Genomic DNA, 14,917 nt, shown 5'->3' with positions numbered 1-14,917 from the left:
GGGGCGTGCTCGTCAGACGTGCCCGGACTCCCGGCGCATCAGCACCCCCGACACCAGCCCGACGACGAGAACGCCCGCAACGAGCAGCATCGTGTCTCCGGCAGCCTGGGCGAACCCCGTCCCGAAGGCCGCAGACCCCGCCGAGGAGATCGCGTCGGCCACGTCGGCCGGGACGCCGTCGGGCACGGGCACCGACCCGCCAGCCCCGCTGAAGGAACCGCCCATCGACGCGAAGCCGTCGACGAAGGACTGCCGGTACTGCTCCGGCAGAGCCCTTGCGGCATCCTGCGCCGCTGCGGGAAGCGTCACGGCGAGGCGGGTCTGGAGCATCGCGATGATCGCAGCCGAGCCGATGACCCCGCCGACCTGACGCGTCGTGTTGAAGGCCCCGGCCCCGGCGCCGGCGGTCGACTGGTCGAGCCCTGCCGTCGCCAGGCTCGCCATGGGCGAGAACACACAGCCCGTGCCGAGCCCGAAGAACAGCATCGGCACGACGATCGTCCACGCCGAGATCCCGGGGGCGATGACGAGATCGAGCCACACCGTCGCGACGGCGAGCGACGCGAAGCCGGTGACCATCACCCACTTGGCCGGGACCCTGTCGGAGAGCCGACCCGCGAAGGGCGCGACGACTCCCGAGACCACAGAGCTCGGCAGGCTCACGAGCGCGGCGTGCAGGGGCGAGAGCCCGAGGGTCGTCTGCAAGAACAAGGTGAGCGGGAAGAAGATCCCGATCATCGCGAAGGACACCGTCATGCCCGAGACGTTCGCGAGCGAGAAGTTGCGGTGGTGGAACAGGCTCAGCGGCAGCAGCGCGTCCGGCCCGAGCCGTCGCTGCCACAGCACGAAGGCGACGATCACCACGACGCCGACCCCGAGGATCAGCGGGATCGACACCGGCCCCCACACCTGACCCCAGTCGTAGGTCTCCCCCTCCTGCACGCCGAAGACGAGCGCACCGAGCCCGACGACCGACAGCACCACGCCCAGCACGTCGAAGGACTTCTTGTCCGTGGCGAGCGCCGGCAGCGCCCGGAACGAGAAGAACAGCGCCACGAGGCCGACCGGCACGTTGATGAAGAAGATCCACTCCCAGCCGAGGGTCTCGACGAACAGGCCGCCGAGCACAGGCCCGGTGATGGTCGCGATCCCCGCGACCGACCCCCACACACCCATCGCGGCGCCGCGCTTCTGCGGCGGGAACACCCGGGTGATGATCGCCATCGTCTGGGGTGTCATGAGCGCCGCACCGACCCCCTGCACGGCCCGCGCGGTGATGAGCATGCCGATGCTCCCCGAGAACCCGCACCACAGGGAGGACAGCGTGAAGACGACCAGACCCGCGACGAAGATGTTCTTCGGCCCGAACCTGTCCCCCAGCCGCCCGGTGACGAGCAGCAGCACGGCGTAGGTGAGCAGGTAGGCGCTCGTCACCCACCCGACGGCCGAGAGCCCCACGTCGAAGCTGTCGACGAGGGTCGGCACCGCGATGTTCACGATGGTCGTGTCGACCATGATCATGAAGAACCCGAGCAGCAGCGGTGGCAGAACGCTCCACGGGCTGCGTCCGCCGAGGTCGACCTGCGCCGACGGTCCTGTCGAGCTGGGAGCGCTCATCGTGTGTCCTCGCTGGTCGAGCTGACGTGCCCGAGGCGCAGGGATGCAGGCCTGGGCCGTGCGCGTCCCAGCGCAGTCTCGGGTGGCGGCACCTGACCGCCCGCTCAGTCTGCTCCCGGCCACCGACACCCACCACCGCTAGTCTCGACCCGTGACCCTCACCACAGCAGTCGTCCTGCTCCGCGGCGTCAACGTCGGCGGGCACCGCAAGGTCCCCTCGGCCGACCTGCGTGCGATCGGCGAGACGGCCGGCTGGACGCGAGCGACGACGATCCTCGCGAGCGGCAACCTCGTGGTCTCAGCCCCCGCCCCTGGCAGCGCAGCGGCTGCCTGCACCACCGAGGCAGAGGTCGGTGCCCTCGTGCACGCCGGGCTGCTGAACCGCCTCGGCCTCGACGTCGACATCGTCGTGGTCTCCCCCGAGACCCTGAGTGCCGTCGTCGAGCACAACCCGTTCCCCGCCGAGGCGGAGGCAGCTCCGTCCAAGCTGCTCGTCACCTTCTACGCGACCCCGCCGACAGCCGACGCCGTGGCCGGGCTCGACCTGACGCCGCACCCCGAGCAGATGGCGTGGCACGAGGGGACCTCCTACACGGTCTACCCCGAGGGCGCCGGGACCACCCGCCTCACCCCCGCACTGCTCCGCCGCACCCTCGGCGTCGACGGCACGGCGCGGAACTGGACCACGGTGCTGAGGCTCCACGACCTCGCCGCGGCGGGGTGACAGAGTCCGAGCACGCTGTGCCACGACACGTGCAAGGGACGGCCTGACAGGTCCGTCGACAGGCGGACGGACTCGGCCCGCCTCTAGATGCGCCGTCGTCCAGGCAGCACCGGGATCCCGAGCCTGCTCGCCACGTCGAACAGCTCCGGGATCCCGACGTTCTCCGAGGAGACGAGGTGAGCGTCGTCGGGCCCAGGGGCTATCCCGTCGTCGTTGCGTCGGTCCCACCAGGCATAGCAGCGTCCCTCGAGCGTGCGAGACGCGAACTCGATGCCGAGAGGTCGCGTCCCGTCGTCGAGGATCACATCTCGCACGTACCTGGCGATCGCCGTCGTCAGTGAACGATCTGCGCCTTCGAGATCCGAGGACCACAGAGGCGGGCTGACACTTCCGCCGTCGAGGTCCACGAGCACGCCGTGCAGGTCACCGAGTGCTGCGAGGGTGTCGGCGTGGTCGATCCGGACCCACGAACCCGCCTCAGGAAGCTGCACCGTGTAGATCGAACGCGCCATCTGCCAGTCCGCCGAGACCGCCCAGGGATGGTCGAGACCGTTCTCGACCGCCTGCTCGGTCACCAGGGCGACATAGTCCGCAAGCGTCTCGCCAGTCGTTTCCGCGTCGGGTCCCAGGGCCGCTCGAGCCTGCTTGAAGCCGTTGAGGACCTCCGCGAAGGCGCACCTCTTGCTGTCGGCGAAGTAGAGCGTGGTCCCGACCGTGTCGAACCTGTTGGCCGTGGCCACGGCCCCCGGGTGGACGTGACGAGGCTGTGCGCTCAGACCTCCGTACTTGTCCCGGGAGACTCGGAAGCCACGTCCCGGCGTCGCGGAGAGCAGGCGTAGTCCCGTAGCCGAGCATGTCCGCTCGGTCGGATCGTCCGGGCTCATGCGACGTGGGCGTCCTCGACGAAGCTCGACGCAGCGGCCATGACCTCGTCGGCGCGCTGCTCGCGGATCGCCGTCACCGGGGTTCCCTCGCCGAGCCTGGGGTTGGCCCCGACCAGCCACGCCAGCGCGACGCTCGGTCCGTCGCTGGCCTCGACCGTGCGCCACGCCCGATACCCCAGTCGCAGGCGCTGCTCGATCTCGGGACGCGGGTCGACCGCCCTTGCCCACTCGCGCGGCCGGTTACGGTCTTTGGTGCCCGTCATGGCCTGGACGACCGTGGTGCCGACGCTCTCGTTGAGCCGTGCCACCAGCTCATGGATGTCCATGCGCGTGGCCTCGGAGTGGATGCGGTTCACCACGGAGGTAGTCATGCTTCAACCATAGCGTCGACCATGCCATAGAACCAGCAGAAAACTTGCACTGTCGGGGCGGCGGGAAAGAGCTCGACGTTCTTCCGAGCGGGCTCGGGATAGACGAGATGCTGGGCGCAGACCCACCTCACCTCGGTCGATCGGCAGAGCCCTGCTCCCCTCCAGCAGCGAAGATCGGCCCATCGACCGTCGCGCCCCCGTCCGCGCGCGCCGTAGGGTCGTCGCATGCGAGTCTCGGACAGCCCTGTGGTCGACGCGCGCTGGGCGCTGCCCGGGCTCCTCGCCGGTGCGGCGCAGAACGGTTCGACGCGGCGCGTCCCCCGCCGGACCGCCCGCGACTGGGCGATCGACAGCATCGCCTTCCTCGTCTCGCTCGGCTTCGTGGCGCTCACGGCTCTCGCCCAGGCGCCCGACCCGAGCACGGGCGAGATGTCCTTCGGACTCGACGGTCCCCGGGAGCTCCCGCTCGTCGACGGCGTCCTCGACCCCGTCCTCGGGGTGCTGCTGTGCCTCTCGCTCTGGTGGCGTCGCCGGTTTCCGCTGGCCCTGAGCCTCGTCGCTCTCGTGCTGTCGACCTTCACCCTGAGCACCGGTGCAGCGACCGTGATCTTGCTGTTCACCCTCGCTGTGCACAGGCCGTGGCCGGTGTCTGTCCCCGTGAACCTGCTGCAGATCCCCGTCTCGTTCCTGCACCTCCGGATCACCGACGGGGGTGCCGGCGACTGGGGATCGCTGATCTTCGGCGCGCTCATCGGCATGATGGTCCTCGCTTGGGGCATCGCGGTCCGGGCCCGCCGCCAGCTCGTGCTGAGCCTGCGGGAGAGCGCTGAGCAGGAGCGCAGCCAGCAAGAGCTGCGCCTCGTCGACGCGCGCCGCGGTGAACGCTCGAGCATCGCCCGTGAGATGCACGACGTCCTCGCGCACCGCATCTCGCTGCTCTCTGTGCACGCCGGGGCGCTCGAGTACCGGACGCGTCAGGCGGAGAGCGGCAGTGCCGCCCCGCTCACCGCGACCGAGGTGCACGACGCCGTCACCGTGATCCGCGAGAACGCCCACCAGGCCCTCGAAGAGCTCCGTGAGGTACTCACAGTGCTGCGCACCGACACCTCGGACGACCACGACGACGAGACCGGCACGGCCGCGCCGCAGGCGGCGATCGGCGACCTCGCGGCACTGGTCGAGGAAGCCCGCGCGGCGGGCCAGCAGATCCACGTGACGGCCGACGTCCCCGGGCTCGACGAGGCCCGCCCGCAGCTCCAGCGCACGGTGTTCCGAGTGGTCCAGGAGGGCCTGACGAACGCCCGCAAGCACGCTCCCGAGGTCCCCGTGAACGTCCTGCTGCGCGGCACCGCGGGCGACGAGGTGGTCGTCGAGGTCACCAACGTCACGCAGATCTCCACACCTCGCTCGACCATCCCGGGCGCGGGCGCCGGGCTCACCGGGCTCACGGAGCGCGTCCTGCTCGAGGGCGGCACGCTCGAGGCCGGGTCGAGCGGGGGCGCCTTCAGGCTCAAGGTCCGGCTACCGTGGCGCTCATGATCAGAACCCTCATCGTCGACGACGACGCCCTCGTGCGTGCCGGGCTCCGGCTGATGCTCGCCGGGGCACCCGACATCGAGGTCGTCGGGGAGGTCGTGGACGGCTCCCTCGTCGCAGACGCCGTCGCCGAGCACAGGCCTGACGTCGTCCTCATGGACATCCGCATGCCCGTCATGGACGGGATCGCCGCGACGCGCGCCCTGCGCGGGGGCACGCAGACGAGCGCGCAGCCGGGCGAGCCGGCGGGCGCAGATGCTGACTCGGGTGCCGCGCCCGAGGTCGAGGCACCGCAGGTCATCGTCCTGACGACCTTCGGCGGAGACGAGACCATCCTCGGGGCCCTCCAGGCCGGTGCGTCGGGCTACCTGCTCAAGCACACCCCGCCCGAGGAGATCGTCGACGCCGTGCGCCGGACCGCGCACGGCGACCCCGTGCTCTCCCCCGACGTCATGAAGGTGCTCATCGACCGGGCGACCGCTGAGTCCGTGCCCGGCGCTGCCGCGGCTGCGCCGGTGGGCTCGTCCCGGGCGGACCAGGCGGTCGCCCGGCTGTCGGTCTTGAGCAACCGCGAGCGCGACGTCGCGAGCGCCGTCGCGCAGGGACTGTCGAACACGGAGATCGCCGAGCAGATGTACCTGTCGATGGGCACCGTGAAGTCGCACATCTCGAGCGCGCTCACCAAGCTCGACTTCACCAACCGCATCCAGCTGGCGCTGCTCGCCTACGAGGCAGAGCGCTGACGGGCCAGCCCGGCGCGGGCCGCGCACGGGCAGGTCACGCCCTGGCGGCCCACTCCTGCGCGAGGAGCGCGTAGCCGACGGAGTCCACCCACCCGAGGTCACGGTGGAGGGCGTCGGCCACGGCGTGGTGCTCTCGGCGCATCCCGACGCGCTCGGCCAGACGCACCGACGGCGTGTTGTCGGCGAAGGCCTCGGCGACAACCCGTCGGACGCCCAGGTCTTCGAAGCACATCCGCAGGACCTCACGGACAGCCTCGGTCGCATAGCCCTGGCCTGCGACCTCGGGGTGGATCGTCCACCCGAGCTCGGCCTGCTGGTCCTTCGCGTCCTCGGCCACCTCGCGCTGCGCCCAGGCGTCCTCGACACGGACCATGAGGTCCCCGACCACCCGGCCGTCGAGCTCGATCACGAGCTGGTCGCGAAGGCGCCTGCCGAGGATCTCGTGCCAGTCCGCCCTGTCGGTCGGGAGCCACGAACCCCACCGGCTGACCTCGTCCAGGCGGCGGTACTCCCAGATCGCGGCCTCGTCGGCCATGGTCACGCGGCGCAGGCTCAGACGCTCGGTCCTGCGGGGCCAGACGAGGCGGTCGAGCGGGGCAGGAGCGGTCTGGTCGTCGTCGGTCATCAGGCCAGCATGCCAGGCCGAAGGTCAGCAGACGGCCAGGATCGGAAGTCCTGCCGAAGGCCCTCGGAGGCCACATCGGACCGGTTGCCGTGCTCGATCTCCGTGCCTTAGGGTGGTCGCCATGTCCTCCCCCTCCGTGTTCGCGCCTGCCCTCAGGCTCGAGAACCACGTCGAGACGCCTCCCGGCACGAACGGGTACGTGTCCACCTGGGGTGAGCTGCTGGCTGGTTGCCAGCCCGTGCACGACGTCGCCTAGACGTCGGCCCTGAAGGCTCGTCCCCGACGAGCCTCGTCCCGGTCCGACAGTGTCCTTGACCTGCCGAACGAGAGATTCTCGTGCTTCTCCTGTGCCTCGCTGCTGCCTGCGCAGCGGCTCTTCTCGCGCCCTCTTTGGGGCGTCGTCTCGGCCGCGCTGCGGGCTGGCCGATCTCCGCCGCGCTCCTCGGCGTCGGCCTCCTCGTCGTCCACGCCTCCCAGCCGGAGGCTGTCACGGCCGCGGTCCCCTGGATGCCGACGCTCGGAGTCGAGCTGGCCCTGCGGCTCGACGGTCTGTCGTTGCTCTTCTCGCTCCTGGTGCTCGGTGTCGGCGCGCTCGTCATGGCCTACTCGGCTCGATATCTGCCCCCCGGACGGCACGGCAGCTTCTACGGGCTGATGACCCTCTTCGCCGCCGCGATGCTCGCCCTCGTCCTCGCCGACGACGTCGTGCTGCTCTTCGTCGCCTGGGAGGCGACGACGCTGTGCTCCTTCTTCCTCATCTCGCGCTCAGGGGCCGGCGCGCGGGAGCCCGCCATCCGGACGCTGCTCGTGACGGCAGCCGGCGGTCTGGCGCTGCTGAGCGCCGTCGTCGTCATGGTCGCCCAGGTGGGCTCGACGCGGCTGAGCGTCATCCTCGCCGATCCTGTGTGGTCCGAGGACGGTGGCTTCACCACCGCCGTCGCCGTCCTGGTCGCTGTCGCCGCCTTCACCAAGTCCGCGCAGCTGCCCTTCCAGGCGTGGCTGCCCGACTCGATGGTCGCCATCACCCCCGTGAGCGCGTACCTGCACGCCGCGGCGATGGTCAAGGCCGGCATCTACCTGCTGCTGCGGTTCTCCCCCGTGATGGCCGACGTCCCGGTGTGGCGCGTGCTGCTCATCGGCTGCGGGCTGACGACTGCGCTCGTCGGGGCTCTCGCCGCCGTCCGCCGGTACGACCTCAAAGAGCTGCTCGCCTACTCGACCATGAGCCAGCTCGGGCTGCTGGTCGCGACGATCGGCATCGGCACCCCGGCCGCCCTGACCGCCGCCGTGGTGCACACCGCGGCGCACGCCCTCTTCAAGTCGGCGCTGTTCATGCTCGTCGGGGTCGTCGACCACCAGGCGGGCACCCGGGACATGCGCCGCCTCTCCGGCCTGCGCCGGACGATGCCGGTCACCTGCGTGGCCATGACCGTCGCAGCCGCGTCGATGGCCGGTGTCCCTCCCCTGCTCGGCTTCGTCAGCAAGGAGAGCATGCTCGACGCGTTCTGGGAGGTCCCCGGTGCTGGTCCTGTCCTCGCGGTGACCGTCGCTCTCGTGGCGGTGCTGACCTTCGCGTACTCTGCACGGCTCGTCATCGGTGCCTTCGGCGACCAGACCGGGGACCGCGCCGCAGCGGCGGTCACTCCCGCAGGAGCCACGGCTGACGAGACGGCGACGGCTCCAGGGTCGTCCGGACCGACTGTGGTCACCGAGGTCGCCGAGGCCCGACCGGCCTTCTGGGTGCCAGCGGTGATCCTCGCCGTCGCCGGGGTGGTCCTGGGTCTCGCGCCGTGGCTGCTCGACAGGCTGGTCGGCGACGCCGCCTCCGCTGCCTCGGGCAGCACCACGCAGACCCACCTGACCCTCTGGCACGGTGTCACCCCGGCACTGGTGCTCTCGGTGTGCATCATCGCCCTGGGCACTGCCGCAGTGCTGGCTCGCGCCCGGCTCGAGCCCGTCGTCCAGCGTCTGCGGTCTCCAGTCTCGGGCCTCGCGGTCGTCGACGGGCTCCGCGCGCGGACCATCTCGGCTGGCCAGCGCGTCGGTCACCTCACGAGCACCTCGGCGCCCCGTCGTCACCTCATGGTCCCGGTGGTCTGCCTGGTCGCCCTGGCGGCCGTCGCCGCCGCAGGGGTCCGCGGGCTCCCTGACGTGGTCGGCGCTCGTGACCTCCCGCTCGACTGGGGGCTGCTCGCGCTCCTCGCCGTCGGGACCCTCGCGGCTGTCGTGGCCAGGTCGCGTGTCGCGGCGATCGTCGTCCTCGGGGTCGTGGGCTTCACCATGACGGTCTGGTTCTTCTCCCTCGGGGCCGCCGACGTGGCGCTCACCCAGCTGCTGGTCGAGATCCTCACCGTCGTGGTGATGATGCTGCTGCTGCGCAGGCTCCCCGCCACCTTCCGCGCGGACCCCAAGAGGTCGACAGTCCTGCCTGCGGTGCTGGCGCTGGGTGCGGGTGCCGCGACGACCCTCGCGGTCCTGGCCCTGACCGGCCGGCGCGAGATGTCCCCTGCGGGCGAGTACTACGTGCGAGAGGGCGAGGCCGTCACCGGCGGCGCGAACGTCGTCAACACGATCCTCGTCGACTTCCGGGCCTTCGACACGCTCGGCGAGCTCACCGTCCTCGGGGTCGCCGGCCTGACGATCGTCGTCCTGCTCCGGTCACGCCAGCTGCTGCCGATCGGTCCGCTCGACACCTCCAGGGCGGCCACCTCGCCGCTTGCCGACGCCCGCGCGAGCTCGGTGTTCAACCGCGTGCTGACGCGGCTCGTCGGTCCGTTGACCGTGGTCGTCTCGCTGCTGCTGTTCCTCCGCGGGCACCAGGAGCCTGGTGGCGGGTTCATCGCCGCGCTGGTCGGCGGTGCGGGCTTCGCGCTGGCCTACCTCTCCGCCCCCTCCGACGCTGCGGCCCGGGTCCGGTGGCCCTACCTGCTGCTCATCGGTCTCGGCGTCGCGACCGGGACGCTCACAGGGTTCCTCGGGTACGTGGACGGGTCCTTCCTCACCCCGCTGCACGCCGACCTGCTCGGTGTGCACCTCACGTCGGCGCTGCTCTTCGACGTCGGCGTGTACCTCGCGGTGGTCGGGGTGGTGCTGACGACGCTCAACCTGCTGGGTCGGCCACGTCCGTCGGCGCACCGAGCACCACCAGACGTCCCGACCGAGGACCAGCCCCCGACAGCCGACCACGCCCGAACAGAAGAGGTGGAGCACGCATGACTCTCGCCCTCGCAGCCGGCGTCCTCGTCGCCGGCGCCGTCTACCTGTTCTCCCGCCGCGAGATGCTGCGGGTCGTCCTCGGCTTCGTGCTGCTCGGTCACGCCGTGAACCTCGTGCTCATGGCTGCCGGTGGCACGAGCCGCCGCGCCGAGCCGATCGGCTCCGACCTCGACCCGACCGTGGTCGCCGACCCGCTGCCGCAGGCCTTCGTGCTGACCGCGATCGTCATCGCGTTCTCCATCACGATCGTCATGCTCGTCCTCGCGGTCACCGGCCGCGGCGACGACGACACCGCAGACGTCCCCGACGACGACCGCGCCGAGCCGGACCTCGAACCCGCTCGCCCCACCCGGACGGAGGTCGGCGCATGACCCCCGCCGCACTGCCGCTCTTCGTGGCCGTCCCGCTCCTGACGGCCGCCGCCCTAGTCCTGCTGCGCGGACGCCCACGTCTCGACGCCGTCGTGCTCGGCGCCGTCCTGCTCGCCTCGACAACCGGGGGCGTGGTGCTCGTCGCGGGAGCGCGCGACGGCTCGGTCCTCGCCCACGGGGTCGGTCTGTGGCCGGTCGGCATCGCGATCCCCTTCGCCGCCGACATGCTCACGGCCCTCATGCTCACGGTGACAGGGCTGCTCAGCGCGACCTGCGCCGCCTTCGCCGTGGCGACCGGTCACGCGGCCAGGCCGTTCTTCGCACCTCTCGTCCTCGTGCTCACCGCCGGGGTCAACGGCGCGCTGCTCACGGCGGACCTGTTCAACCTCTTCGTGTTCATCGAGGTCATGCTGCTGCCCTCGTACGCGCTCTTCGTGCTGGCGGGCCCCGGGAAGGGCCGTCTGCGCCAGGTCGCCGGGGCCAGGCTCTACGTCACCGTCAACCTGCTGACCTCGACGGTGTTCCTGGCCGGAGTGGCCTTCGTCTACGGCGTCGCCGGGACGGTGAACCTCGCCGAGCTGGCCGGCGCAGCGCGCGACTCCGACGCCGTCGCAGCAGCCGTCGCGGTGTGCCTGTTCGCGCTGGGGATCAAGGCCGCGGTCGTCCCGGTCCACGGGTGGCTGGCCCGGGCTTACCCGGCCACGTCTCCGGCCGTGACCGCCCTGTTCTCCGGGCTGCACACCAAGGTGGCCATCTACGCGATCTACAGGGTCTACGCGGTCGTCTTCGACGGCGACGAGCGCTACCTGTGGGTCGGGGTCGTGGTGTTCAGCCTGACGATGGTCGTCGGTGTGCTGGGCGCCGTCGGCGAGACGACCACCCGGTCGATCCTCGCCTTCCACATGGTCAGCCAGATCGGCTACATCTTGCTCGGTGTCGCCCTGTTCACGCTCGCCGGGCTCACGGCAGGGATCTTCTACCTGCTCCACCACATGATCGTGAAGGCGTCGCTGTTCTTGTCGACAGGCGCCGTCGAAGAGCGCTACGGCACTGGCCGGCTCGACCGTCTGGGCGGTCTGGCACGGCGCGAGCCGTGGGTCGCGGTGGCCTTCTTCGCCGCGGCACTGTCCCTCGCGGGGCTGCCGCCGTCCTCAGGCTTCGTCGCCAAGCTCAGCCTGCTCGTGGCGGCCCAGGACGCCGGGCAGACCGCCGCCGTGGTCGTCATGGTGCTGGTCAGCCTCGTGACGCTGCTCTCGATGCTCAAGATCTGGTCGGGGGTGTTCTGGGGGTCCCCGACGCCACCCGAGACCGACGACCCAGACCTGGCCCAGCACTCGGGCGGGATCGACCCGAGCGGGGGCTCCGGCAGCCCGGCCGGCAACCCGTCGCCGGTGGGCACACTGACCGTCCCGGCCCAGGCGACAGCCGTGCCCCAGCGCCGGATCGGCGCGGCGCTCGTCGCCCCCGGGCTGGTCCTCGCCGTCGTCACCCTCGGGCTGGGGCTCGGCGCCGAGCTGCTGCTCGGCCTCGCCGAGACAGCAGCCGCGGGCCTGCTCGACCCGAGCGCCTTCGTCGAGGCGGTGACGGGCTCATGACCACGTTCACCTGGCCGCTGCGCCTGGGCTGGTTCGTGCTGTGGTTCGTCAAGGAGGTCGTCGTCTCCAACGTCACGGTCCTGCGGGACAACCTCACGAGCGGCCAGGACGGTACGCCCGGCATCGCGGCCTTCCCGACGAGGTGCCGGACCGACACCGAGCTCACGCTCCTGGCGGCGCTGATCACCCTCACCCCGGGGACGCTCACCCTCGGCACCGCCCCGGACGAAGGGCCCGAGACCCCCCGGATGCTCTACGTGCACGGCATCTACCACCAGGACGCACACGCGCTCCGCGCCGACCTGGCGGACCTGGAGACCCGGCTGCTGCACGCCCTCCGACGCGAAGGAGTCGCGCGATGACAGGCATCGACCTCGGTCTCGCCCTGCTGGTCCTGGCCTGCCTGGCCAGCACCTACCGCATGATCGTGGGCCCCACCGAGGCCGACAGGGTGGTCGCAGCCGACCTGCTGCTCTTCGGCATGGTCGGGATCATCGCCCTCGTCGGGGTCAAGGCCTCCTCGGCCGCGACCTTCGACATCGTCCTGGTGGCGAGCATGACCGCCTTCCTCGGCGCCCTCTCGCTGGCCCGCACGCTCACCCGGGGCAACCGGTGAACGGGCTGGACGTCGCAGGGCAGGTCCTCGTCGTGCTCGGTGCGCTCGTCTTCGTGACCGCAGCGCTGGGGGTCGTGAGGTTCCCCGACGCGTACACGCGGATCTCGGCTGTCGGCACGGCAGGTGGGGCGGGCATCGTCCTCGTGGTCGTCGGCGCGCTCCTCCTGCAGCCGGGGGTCTCGGCGACGATCAAGGTCGCCGTGATCGTCACCCTCCAGCTGGCGACCTCGTCGATCGGCACCATGGCCGTCGCGCGGTCCGCCTATCTCGCCGGCACACCGCTGCGCCAGACCCGGTACGACGACCTCGACACCGAAGGAGCACCACGATGACCCGGACGACCGCGCAGCAGGCGCTCCACGAGCGGTGCGACGCCCTGACCCCGACGGCCCCGACCGGAGAGGGTCACCTCACCGTCGCGGGGCTCGCGACGCGCGGGCTGTGGGTCGCCCTGCACGCCGAGGTGCTCGCGCACGACGAGGGCACCGTCCGGTCGGTCCTCGACGCTGTCCTCGACCTGGCGGGCATCGAGAAGGCTCACGCCCCTCTGGCCGCCGTGGTGACGGGCGGCGACGACCCTGTGGTCGACCTCGACAGGCCGATCCTGTGCGCCTCGCTCGAGCTCATGGAAGAACCAACCCCCGGGGGCATCACCCTGGAGGACGTCTCGCAGCGGGCGCACGTCTCCCTGGGCAGCCTCAGCAGCACCTTCGGGGACGTCGACCAGCTCCTCGCCGACCAGATCGCCTTCGTCGCCGACGATGCGGCGGTCGACGCCCTGCCCCCGGACCTGCCTGTCGCGACGGCCCGGGTGCTGGACCAGGTCAACGCCTTCCACAGCGGACCGCGGGCCACCGCGACTTTCCGTCTGCTGACCCTGACAGGTCTGACCCGTGCGACCGCCCGGACGACTGCGGACCTGCGCCTCCACAGGCTGCTCGACGGCCACGGGAGTCACTCGCAGGTCGCCCCGCAGCGCGTCGCGCTGCTCGCCCTCGACGCGCTGGCCCTCTCGGGCCAGACCGCGCTCGACGGTGACGCGTGCTCGACGCTGCGCGCGCTCGCCGAGCAGCCACCCGCCTGACCGACCCGGGCCGCAGAGCTGTCAGCAGGGGCACGGCTGGTCCCGGTGGGTCTGGGAAGGGCAGCGGGCGTATCCTCGTCTGGAACTTCCGCCGTCACCCTGCCGCAGACCGTGCCGCACCGGCTCGCCGCAATCTCGAGCGGCACCCGTGTGCCCGACCTCCAGGCTCGACGGCGTCCGCCGACCGAGAACGGGCCTCATGACGTCTCAGACCCCCGCAGCCGAACCGCTGCCCCAGCCGACCGCCAGCCGCACCGACAGGCTCCGGACGTGGGTGTCGCGCGAGACGACAGGAGGCGTCCTGCTCCTCGGCGCGGCTCTCGTGGCCATCCTCTTCGCGAACTCCCCCTGGCGAGACGCGTACACGACCCTCTCCGAGACGCGCGTGGGTCCCGCAGCCCTGCACCTCGACCTCACCCTGGCCCACTGGGCCTCGGACGGGCTGCTCGCCATCTTCTTCTTCGTGGTCGGTCTCGAGCTCAAGCGAGAGCTCGTCACCGGGTCCCTGCGCCACCCGCGCGAGGCCGCGGTGCCGATGCTCGCCGCCGTCGGCGGGATGCTGGTGCCCGCCGCCTTCTACACAGCGCTCGTCCTGCTCACCCGGGACACCACCGCGCTGTCCGGGTGGGCGATCCCGACGGCGACCGACATCGCCTTCGCGCTCGCCGTGCTCGCGGTCTTCGGTCGAGGGCTGCCGACAGCGGTGCGGACCTTCCTGCTGACGCTCGCCGTGGTCGACGACCTCCTGGCGATCGTCGTCATCGCGATCTTCTACACCGAGACAGTCTCGTGGGGACCGCTCGGGCTCGCCGTCGTCGGCCTCGTCCTGTTCCGGCTGCTCGTGCGGGCACGACGTGTCCTGTGGTGGGTGCTGCTCCCGCTCGCCGTCGTCATCTGGGCCCTCGTGCACGCCTCGGGGATCCACGCCACGGTGGCGGGCGTGATGATGGGCTTCCTCGTCCCCGCGCTGCTCGTCCACGGCGAGCCGGAGAGCCGGACGCACCGCTTCGAGAACGTGTGGAACCCCCTGTCCTCGGGCATCGCCCTGCCGGTCTTCGCCTTCTTCGCCGCAGGGGTGACGGTCGTCGGGATCCCGCTCGCCGACGTCTTCGTCCAGGGTGCGACGCTCGGGGTCCTCGCCGGGCTGATCATCGGCAAGTGCATCGGCGTGCTGGGGACCACCTGGCTGGTCACCCGCCTCACCCCGCTGCGGCTGGCCCAGGGCATCGGCATCCGTGACCTGCTGCCCGTCGGGCTGCTCGCGGGGATCGGCTTCACGGTCTCGCTGCTGATCGTCGAGCTGTCCTTCGACCCCGGCAGCGAGCACGGCACCGGGGCCAAGATCGCCGTGCTCCTCGGGTCGGTGGTCTCCGCTGTCGCGGGCGCCCTGGCGCTGCGCCACGACGCGCGCCGCACGGACCGGACGAACGACATGAACCTCGACGGGATCCCGGACGACATCACCGACCACATCGGCGACAAGAAGTCCTGACGCCCCCGGGCTGACGAGACCGCGGGAACCACCCTGCCGCGAC

At 71.4% G+C, this 14,917-nt stretch carries 16 protein-coding genes; 12 read left to right on the top strand and 4 right to left on the bottom strand.

The features are described 5' to 3' along the window. Nucleotides 1-12: 12 nt before the first annotated feature. The gene (locus tag ASG53_RS04975; protein WP_082543787.1) at nt 13-1,617 is read right to left on the bottom strand and encodes an MFS transporter; all 1,605 of its coding nucleotides are present in this window, start codon (nt 1,615-1,617) and stop codon (nt 13-15) included. A 151-nt stretch (nt 1,618-1,768) separates the two neighbouring features. Here ASG53_RS04975 and ASG53_RS04970 point away from each other — a divergent pair, with 151 nt between their 5' ends. Continuing rightward, nucleotides 1,769-2,341 (top strand): DUF1697 domain-containing protein, encoded by a 573-nt coding sequence (locus ASG53_RS04970; protein ID WP_056129225.1) that lies wholly within the window; start codon nt 1,769-1,771, stop codon nt 2,339-2,341. An 83-nt stretch (nt 2,342-2,424) separates the two neighbouring features. Here the strand turns inward: ASG53_RS04970 and ASG53_RS04965 are convergent, their stop codons facing one another. Continuing rightward, nucleotides 2,425-3,225, bottom strand: a complete 801-nt coding sequence (locus tag ASG53_RS04965; RefSeq protein ID WP_082543786.1) for an RES domain-containing protein — start codon at nt 3,223-3,225, stop codon at nt 2,425-2,427. Then, nucleotides 3,222-3,596 (bottom strand): hypothetical protein, encoded by a 375-nt coding sequence (locus tag ASG53_RS04960; RefSeq protein WP_156382665.1) that lies wholly within the window; start codon nt 3,594-3,596, stop codon nt 3,222-3,224. Before ASG53_RS04960 ends, ASG53_RS04965 begins: the two co-directional genes overlap by 4 nt. 225 nt (nt 3,597-3,821) lie before the next feature. Between ASG53_RS04960 and ASG53_RS04955 the strand changes: the two genes are divergently transcribed. Together ASG53_RS04955 and ASG53_RS04950 are read left to right on the top strand one after the other, a co-directional pair. Then, the gene (locus ASG53_RS04955) at nt 3,822-5,135 is read left to right on the top strand and encodes a sensor histidine kinase (RefSeq protein WP_056129215.1); all 1,314 of its coding nucleotides are present in this window, start codon (nt 3,822-3,824) and stop codon (nt 5,133-5,135) included. Continuing rightward, nucleotides 5,132-5,875 carry a response regulator transcription factor gene (locus tag ASG53_RS04950; RefSeq protein ID WP_056130725.1) on the top strand — a complete coding sequence of 248 codons (744 nt, stop codon included), beginning with the start codon at nt 5,132-5,134 and terminating at the stop codon, nt 5,873-5,875. Before ASG53_RS04955 ends, ASG53_RS04950 begins: the two co-directional genes overlap by 4 nt. A gap of 34 nt (nt 5,876-5,909) precedes the next feature. Here ASG53_RS04950 and ASG53_RS04945 read toward each other — a convergent pair whose 3' ends face one another. After that, entirely contained in the window at nt 5,910-6,500 is a 591-nt protein-coding gene (locus ASG53_RS04945) for a GNAT family N-acetyltransferase (protein WP_056129213.1), read from the bottom strand. Nucleotides 6,501-6,621: 121 nt separating this feature from the next. On the opposite strand from ASG53_RS04945, the gene ASG53_RS20505 reads away from it, so the two are divergent. From ASG53_RS20505 to nhaA, 9 genes are all read left to right on the top strand, one after another. Next, nucleotides 6,622-6,756, top strand: a complete 135-nt coding sequence (locus tag ASG53_RS20505) for a hypothetical protein (RefSeq protein ID WP_268793409.1) — start codon at nt 6,622-6,624, stop codon at nt 6,754-6,756. A 134-nt stretch (nt 6,757-6,890) separates the two neighbouring features. After that, nucleotides 6,891-9,716, top strand: a complete 2,826-nt coding sequence (locus ASG53_RS04940) for a DUF4040 family protein (protein WP_235533833.1) — start codon at nt 6,891-6,893, stop codon at nt 9,714-9,716. Further along, a complete protein-coding gene (locus ASG53_RS04935; protein WP_056129207.1) occupies nt 9,713-10,087 on the top strand; it encodes a cation:proton antiporter subunit C in 375 nt (124 codons plus the stop codon). The genes ASG53_RS04940 and ASG53_RS04935 overlap by 4 nt, the downstream gene beginning before the upstream one ends. Next, nucleotides 10,084-11,682 carry a monovalent cation/H+ antiporter subunit D family protein gene (locus ASG53_RS04930; protein ID WP_056129203.1) on the top strand — a complete coding sequence of 533 codons (1,599 nt, stop codon included), beginning with the start codon at nt 10,084-10,086 and terminating at the stop codon, nt 11,680-11,682. Before ASG53_RS04935 ends, ASG53_RS04930 begins: the two co-directional genes overlap by 4 nt. Next, nucleotides 11,679-12,044, top strand: coding sequence for a Na+/H+ antiporter subunit E (locus ASG53_RS04925; RefSeq protein WP_056129200.1), 366 nt, complete (start codon nt 11,679-11,681; stop codon nt 12,042-12,044). The genes ASG53_RS04930 and ASG53_RS04925 overlap by 4 nt, the downstream gene beginning before the upstream one ends. Next, nucleotides 12,041-12,298: a monovalent cation/H+ antiporter complex subunit F gene (locus ASG53_RS04920; protein ID WP_056129197.1), complete on the top strand. Its 258-nt coding sequence runs from the start codon at nt 12,041-12,043 to the stop codon at nt 12,296-12,298. The genes ASG53_RS04925 and ASG53_RS04920 overlap by 4 nt, the downstream gene beginning before the upstream one ends. After that, the gene (locus ASG53_RS04915; protein WP_156382664.1) at nt 12,295-12,630 is read left to right on the top strand and encodes a cation:proton antiporter; all 336 of its coding nucleotides are present in this window, start codon (nt 12,295-12,297) and stop codon (nt 12,628-12,630) included. The genes ASG53_RS04920 and ASG53_RS04915 overlap by 4 nt, the downstream gene beginning before the upstream one ends. Continuing rightward, the gene (locus ASG53_RS04910) at nt 12,627-13,382 is read left to right on the top strand and encodes a hypothetical protein (protein WP_056129195.1); all 756 of its coding nucleotides are present in this window, start codon (nt 12,627-12,629) and stop codon (nt 13,380-13,382) included. Before ASG53_RS04915 ends, ASG53_RS04910 begins: the two co-directional genes overlap by 4 nt. A 199-nt stretch (nt 13,383-13,581) precedes the next feature. Beyond that, on the top strand, nt 13,582-14,874 hold the full coding sequence (nhaA, locus tag ASG53_RS04905; RefSeq protein WP_056129192.1) for a Na+/H+ antiporter NhaA: 1,293 nt from the start codon (nt 13,582-13,584) through the stop codon (nt 14,872-14,874). The last annotated feature ends 43 nt before the right edge of the window (nt 14,875-14,917 follow it).

The sequence above is a fragment of the Sanguibacter sp. Leaf3 genome, assembly GCF_001425965.1.
GTDB lineage: Bacteria > Actinomycetota > Actinomycetes > Actinomycetales > Cellulomonadaceae > Sanguibacter > Sanguibacter inulinus.
This window is presented reverse-complemented; position numbering and strand designations above follow the sequence as displayed.

Excerpts from the sequence above, each read along its gene's own strand:
- ASG53_RS04955 (WP_056129215.1), top strand. The coding sequence starts at position 3,822 with ATGCGAGTCTCGGACAGCCCTGTGGTCGACGCGCGCTGGGCGCTGCCC.
- ASG53_RS04920 (WP_056129197.1), top strand. The coding sequence starts at position 12,041 with ATGACAGGCATCGACCTCGGTCTCGCCCTGCTGGTCCTGGCCTGCCTG.
- ASG53_RS04975 (WP_082543787.1), bottom strand. The coding sequence starts at position 1,617 with ATGAGCGCTCCCAGCTCGACAGGACCGTCGGCGCAGGTCGACCTCGGC.
- ASG53_RS04950 (WP_056130725.1), top strand. The coding sequence starts at position 5,132 with ATGATCAGAACCCTCATCGTCGACGACGACGCCCTCGTGCGTGCCGGG.
- nhaA (WP_056129192.1), top strand. The coding sequence starts at position 13,582 with ATGACGTCTCAGACCCCCGCAGCCGAACCGCTGCCCCAGCCGACCGCC.
- ASG53_RS04930 (WP_056129203.1), top strand. The coding sequence starts at position 10,084 with ATGACCCCCGCCGCACTGCCGCTCTTCGTGGCCGTCCCGCTCCTGACG.
- ASG53_RS04910 (WP_056129195.1), top strand. The coding sequence starts at position 12,627 with ATGACCCGGACGACCGCGCAGCAGGCGCTCCACGAGCGGTGCGACGCC.
- ASG53_RS04925 (WP_056129200.1), top strand. The coding sequence starts at position 11,679 with ATGACCACGTTCACCTGGCCGCTGCGCCTGGGCTGGTTCGTGCTGTGG.
- ASG53_RS04945 (WP_056129213.1), bottom strand. The coding sequence starts at position 6,500 with ATGACCGACGACGACCAGACCGCTCCTGCCCCGCTCGACCGCCTCGTC.
- ASG53_RS04935 (WP_056129207.1), top strand. The coding sequence starts at position 9,713 with ATGACTCTCGCCCTCGCAGCCGGCGTCCTCGTCGCCGGCGCCGTCTAC.
- ASG53_RS04960 (WP_156382665.1), bottom strand. The coding sequence starts at position 3,596 with ATGACTACCTCCGTGGTGAACCGCATCCACTCCGAGGCCACGCGCATG.
- ASG53_RS20505 (WP_268793409.1), top strand. The coding sequence starts at position 6,622 with ATGTCCTCCCCCTCCGTGTTCGCGCCTGCCCTCAGGCTCGAGAACCAC.
- ASG53_RS04965 (WP_082543786.1), bottom strand. The coding sequence starts at position 3,225 with ATGAGCCCGGACGATCCGACCGAGCGGACATGCTCGGCTACGGGACTA.